Origin of the sequence: Nocardia aobensis NBRC 100429 (genome assembly GCF_000308375.1) — a bacterium.
Taxonomy (GTDB): domain Bacteria; phylum Actinomycetota; class Actinomycetes; order Mycobacteriales; family Mycobacteriaceae; genus Nocardia; species Nocardia aobensis.
In genome coordinates this window covers 1-5688 of record NZ_BAFQ01000251.1, presented here as the reverse complement: position 1 = coordinate 5688, position 5688 = coordinate 1, and the positions used below count along the sequence as shown (strand labels likewise).

At 71.1% G+C, this 5688-nt stretch carries 5 protein-coding genes and 1 pseudogene; 1 reads left to right on the top strand and 5 read right to left on the bottom strand.

Annotated features, from left to right (window positions below; all coding sequences use genetic code 11):
• Positions 1-1522 (top strand): helix-turn-helix domain-containing protein (locus tag RJ03_RS27685; protein WP_036507747.1); only part of this gene is annotated, 1522 nt, incomplete at its 5' end.
• Positions 1523-1572: 50 nt separating this feature from the next.
• On the opposite strand, the gene RJ03_RS27680 is transcribed toward RJ03_RS27685, so the two are convergent.
• The 5 genes and pseudogenes from RJ03_RS27680 to RJ03_RS39220 form a co-directional block, all read right to left on the bottom strand.
• Entirely contained in the window at positions 1573-3006 is a 1434-nt protein-coding gene (locus tag RJ03_RS27680; RefSeq protein ID WP_051025325.1) for an MFS transporter, read from the bottom strand.
• 41 nt (positions 3007-3047) lie between these two features.
• Entirely contained in the window at positions 3048-3863 is an 816-nt protein-coding gene (locus RJ03_RS27675) for an alpha/beta fold hydrolase (RefSeq protein WP_036507742.1), read from the bottom strand.
• 45 nt (positions 3864-3908) lie between these two features.
• On the bottom strand, positions 3909-4277 hold the full coding sequence (locus tag RJ03_RS27670) for a nuclear transport factor 2 family protein (RefSeq protein WP_036507740.1): 369 nt from the start codon (positions 4275-4277) through the stop codon (positions 3909-3911).
• 108 nt (positions 4278-4385) lie between these two features.
• Positions 4386-5492 (bottom strand): NAD(P)/FAD-dependent oxidoreductase, encoded by a 1107-nt coding sequence (locus RJ03_RS27665; protein ID WP_036507737.1) that lies wholly within the window; start codon positions 5490-5492, stop codon positions 4386-4388.
• A 54-nt stretch (positions 5493-5546) separates the two neighbouring features.
• A pseudogene (locus RJ03_RS39220) lies at positions 5547-5688 on the bottom strand (maleylpyruvate isomerase N-terminal domain-containing protein); the annotation flags it as partial.

Sequence of the window (5688 nt, the reverse complement as noted above, 5' to 3'; positions counted from 1 at the left end):
GTCCGCGTTGAACGCGGGTGATCTGGAACGGGCCGCGGGGCTCGCGCGCCGGGTGGCCGGAAGAGCCGGTGCGACAGCGGACTTGCGGGCTCGGGTCGCGCACGTCGAAGGGCTCGCCCACTTCTGGCAGGGCCGTTTCGCCGAGGCGGACGCGCTGCTGCGCGCCGGCGCCGCACAGGTCGCCGACCGCGATCCCGCGCTGGCGGCGACGATGCTGATCCAGGCCCTGCACACCGGCTGGTATCTGGGCGAACAGCATGTCCGCGACTGCGTGGCGCAATTGACCGCGGTGCCACTGGCCGGCGCCGATCCGCTGCACCCGGTCGTGACCTATATGGCGAGCGTCCTGGATCGCCGCGACACCGGGGGCGCACCACCGGAATTGACACTGACAGTGGAAGAGTCCGCGCGACGGGGCCAGGTGCCGGATCAGGTGCGGCTGATGCTGTGTGGCGTGGCGATGGCCGGCGGCCAGGACGCCGACGTCTACGGGCCCGCCGAGGCGCTGAGCCGGGAGTATCGCGACGCCGGTGCCGCCGGCCGGCTGCCCACGACCTTGTTCTTCGCCGCCGAGGTCGAGATCTTCACCGGTCGTCTGCGCGACGCGCGAACCACCGCGGCCGAGGCACTGACCCTGGCCGCAGATCTGGGCCAGCGCCAATGGGTCAGCCAGCTCAGCAGCGTTCTCGCGCATATCCACGCCGCCGAGGGCGACGCGGACCGATGCCGCCACTACGCCGAGGCCGGACTCGCCGACAGCACGCCCGGATCCGTCTCTCCCGGTGCGGCGTGGGCGCATTGGTCGCTGGGGTTGCTCGAACTGGGTTCGGGCCGGGCCGAATCGGCGCTGTCGCTTTTCGAGCGGCTGACCCGGGATCCGCTGCGCCATCATTTGTGCGCGATGCGCTCGATCCCCGATCTGGTCGAGGCGGCGGTGCGGGTCGGCGCCGCCGATCGGGCCGAACCCCACGCCGATCGGCTCGCCGACTGGGCCACCGCGGTGCGGCAGCCGTGGGCCGAAGCGCTCGTATTGCGTTGTCGCGCACTGCTGTCCGACGACGACAGCGCCGAGGCGCACTACACGCGGGCGCTGAAGCTGCACGACCGTGAGGCACGTCCGGTGGAATACGCCCGCACCGCACAACTCTACGGCGAGTGGCTGCGCCGGGCCCGCCGCAAGAGCGAGGCGCGAACGGTGCTGACCGAGGCGCTGGACATGTTCGACCGGATCGGCATGCGCCCCTGGGCCGAACGCGCCCGCAGTGAACTCGTCGCGACCGGCGCCGCGCCGAGCGGGCCTGGCGGGCAATCGGATTCGCGGTCGCGCGCGGCGGTTGCCGGACTCACCCCGCAGGAGTTGCAGATCGCTCGCCTCGCTGCCCAGGGCCTGTCCAATCGCGATATCGCCGCCCAGCTGTTCCTCAGCCATCGCACCGTCGGCTACCACCTCTACAAGGCGTATCCGAAACTCGGAGTGACCTCGCGCGGCGAACTGAAAACCATTGCGGATCAACTGCATTGACACCCGCGGACATGCCGGAGCCCCGGTGGTGACCACCGGGACTCCGATCTCTACTTCCGGATGCGTGTGGCGGGGAGTAATTGCACCAGTGCGGCGGTGAGCAGGCACAGCAGCGCCATCGGCACCAGGCTCGCGACGAAGGCCGACGCGAATCCGCCCGGCGCGGCGAGCCGGTCGTAGAAGACGATGCCGACCACCGCGATTCCGACCGCGCCGCCGACCTGCTGCGCGGTGGCCAGCACGCCCCCTGCGGCGGCGGCGTGCTGCGGTGCCACTCCCGCCAGCACGATGCCCGGCATCGGCACCAGGGCCAGACCCATCCCCGCTCCCGCGACGATCATCCCCGGCAGCAGGTCGAGCACCGAGCCGTTGCCGCCGAGCTCGTGCGCGGTGATCGCGAGCAGCAGATATCCGGCGGCCTGGAGCACCGCGCCGGCCGCGACGACCTGCCGGCCGAGCCGGGCGGCTGCCCGCTCCGACAGCATCGAGGTGAGCAGGTAGGCCCCGCCCAGGGCGAGGAACAGCAGGCCGGACCCCAGGGCCGACAGGCCGCGCCCCTGTTGCAGATACAGCGCCAGGAACAGGAAGAACGATCCCAAGGTCATCTGGTAGCTCAGCGCGATCGTGGAACCGACCGCGAACGAGCGTTCGGCGAACAGCGCGGGATTCACCAGCGGCTCCCCGCCGCGGGCCGCCGATCGCCGCGCGGCGGTGACGAAGACGGCGATCAGCACGGCGGCGGTGGCCAGTGAGAGCCAGGTCCACAGTGGCCAGCCCTGCTCTCGGCCCTGGATCAACGGCAACACCACCGCCGCCAGCGCGGTCGTGATGAGGCCGACGCCGAGCCGGTCCAGGCGGGTGCCGCCGTCTCCGCGTGATTCGGGGACCAGCCGTGTCAGCACGGCGAGGGTGAGCGCACCCACCGGCACGTTGATCCAGAAGATGGTGCGCCAGCCCAGACCGAACAGATCCGCCTGGATCAACAGCCCGCCGATGAGCTGGCCGAAGACCGCGGCCAGGCCCATGGCCAGCCCGTAGGCGGCGAAGGCGCGCACCCGGCGCGTGCCGGTGAACACCACGCTGATGATGCCCAGGACCTGCGGCATCAGCAGCGCCATCGCGGCCCCCTGGGCGATCCGGGCGACGACCAGTTCGGCGGCGTCACCGGCCAGCGCGCAGGCCAGGGAGGCGAGGGTGAACACCGCCATGCCGAGGCCGTAGAGCCGGCGGCGGCCGTACAGGTCGCCGAGCCGCCCGCCGGTGATCAGCCCGGCCGCGACCGCGAGGCCGTATCCGGCGACCACCCACTGCATGGTGGCGCTGCTCGCGTGCAGATCGGCCTGGGTGTCGGGGATGGCGACGTTGACGATGAAGAAGTCCAGTGTGGCCATGAAGATTCCGGCCAGCAGGACGAGCAGGGTGGCCCGTGCGGGCGGTGCGCTCGCCGGGCGGGGGCCACCGACGAGCAGGGTGGGTGTGGACATGGGTGTTCCTCGGGGATCGTGCTGCGGGACAAGGGGTTCGCTCAGCCCTTGACGAATTCCAGGAGATCGTCGTTGAACTCGGCGGCGTGCGAGGTGTACAGACCGTGACCGGCGGTCGGGTACTCCTTGTAGACGGCCTCCGGCATCAGCTCGGCGGTGCGCCGGCCGGTGACCTCGGCGGGCGCGGAGAAGTCCAGGGCGCCGTGCACGATGAGCGCGGGAACCGTGATGCCGCGCAACGCTTCCCGGTTGTCGCAGTGGAAGACCGCCTGCTGCATCTGCAGCGTCGCCCACGGCGCGGTCGACAGGCACTGACGGTAGGTGATGTCGATGTGTTCGGGGGAGACGTCCGGATTCAGGTGGCTGTTGAAGTAGATCTGCGACTGGCGGGCCAGCCACCGGCCGCGGTCGGTGCGGATGCTGGCCACCAGCGCGTCGAGCATGGCTTCCGGGATGCCGCCGGGGTTGTCGTCGGTGGCCTTCATGAAGGGCAGGATCGCCGCGAGGAAAACCACTCGGGCGACACGGCTTTCACCGTGGCGGGCCAGATACCGGGCGATCTCCGCGCCGCCGGTGGAGTGGCCGACGAGGGTGGCGCCGCGCAGGTCGAGATGATCGAGCAGGGCGCCGAGATCGTCGGCGGTGGTGTCGATGTCGTAGCCGGTGGACGGGCGGTCCGAGCGGCCGTGGCCGCGGCGGTCCAGGGCGATGCAGCGGTAGCCGCGCTCGGTGAAGTACGGAATCTGGTACTCCCACATCTCGGTGTTGAGCATGGCGCCGGCGACGAAGACGATCGGTTCGCCCGTGCCGTAATCCTCGTAGGCGAGGGTGGTTCCGTCGGTGGTGGTGAAGTACATGACCTTGTCCTTTGCGGGGGTGAGTGTCGGGTGCCGGGAGGAGGATCAGGCGCCGGTGGGCACCTTGTCGAGGAAGCCGAGGATCTGGCGGATGCGGCCGTCGTCGCCGAGTGCGGCGACGTCGAAGCCGATCACCAGCGGCTCCTCGCCCGGCCGGCCCAGATGCCAGGTGAAGCGGGCGATGCCGTGGTGGCTGTCGATCGGGCCGCCGAGCGTGAATTCCAGTCCGGCGAACTGCTGCTGGACCGCGGCGACGGCCGCGTCGAGTCCGGCGTGGCCGCGCACCGACACCAGCGGGTCGGTGTATTCGGCGTCGTCGGTGAGCAGGTCGGCGATCTGCGCGGCGCGGGCGGCGGGATCGGTCTCGTTCCAGACGGCGAGGTAGCGTTCGACCAGGTCGTTGATGTCGCTCACGGGATTCTCCTTCGTGGTGGTGACGTTCCGACCACAAAGTTATGGAGTTCCGGGCGACGGGGAATCTGTCGCGCTTAAGTACTTTCGACGGTAGTGCCGGGCGGCGTCCTACCGGGCGGCGGCGGGATCGCCGAGCCGCCGCGACGGGTCCAGGGTGGCGGCGGGTTGTCCGGTGGTGATGCTGTCGGCGAGCGTGGCGCCCAGGACCGGGGCCAGTTTGAACAGATTGTGCCCGGCGAGGAAGGTGGCGCCGCCGTCCTGCCAGGCGGCCAGCGCGTCCTCACCCCACGGCAGCCGGGTCACCCAGCAGTGCACATAGCCCTTCGGTTCGGGCGCGAGTCCGGGTAGTGCGCGGTCGACGTAGCTCGCGGCGCGTTCGGCCAGCCCGGCCAGGGCCGTGGGATCGACCGAGCCGCCGTCGTTGCTGGGCACGGAATCGCTGAGTCCGAGCGCGTAGTGAGTATTGCCGGGGAACGCGGCGGCATAGATGCCGGTTTCGCCGAATTCGCCGCTGCTGTCCTGCAGGGTGGCCAGTGTGGCGGGCGGCGCCGATCGCGGGCGGAAGGTCACCCGGACGTGTGCGGACACCTGCACCGGCAGGGCGAGGCCGAGGGTGCCGGCCAGCGGCGCGGTGCCGCGGCCCGCGCACACGACAACGCGGCCGAAGTCCGAACAGGTTGTGCCGGTGCGTATTTCGACGGTTCCGGTCGCGGTGTGCCGCAGGGTGAGGACGTGGTCGGTGACGAGCGAATCGCGCAATCGTTCGGTGAGCGCGTCGATCGCGGCGACGGTACGGATGGAGCCGCCGGTCGCGTCCAGCATGGCCGGTCCGTCGTAGCCGGCCAGCAGCGGCAGCCGGGTCGCCAGCTCCTCGGCGTCGATACCGCGGGCGTCGATTCCGGGCGTTCGCCGCAGAATCTCCAGCTTGTCCGCCACGCCGTCTCCGAGCGCGACCGCCCCGTCGCGCGAGATCAGTTCGGTGCCGAATTCGCCTTCCCAATCGCGCCAGACGCGCCGCGCGGCCACCGCCATCTCGACCAGCCGCGGATCGGTGTGCGCATGGCGGAAGATGCGGGCCGGCCCGGCCGACTGGCCGCCGCCGGGCAGGCCCGACTCGTACACGGTGACCGACAGCCCGGCCCGGCGCAGTGCGTGCGCGGTGGCCAGGCCGACGATTCCGGCTCCGACCACGGCGACATCGGTTGCGGCACCCATCTCCGCGGACTACCCGCCCACACGGCCCCCAATCCCGGCCGGGTGGGCGCGGTCTCAATATCCGCCGAGCAGCGCGCGGAGCCTGCCCAGTTCCTCGGGGCCGGCGGTACTGTGCCAGCGCGTCGGGTCGGCCGGTCGTCGACCCCAGAGGAACAGCACGCGCACGGCCGGATCGCTCTCCACCGTCGCCTGCCCC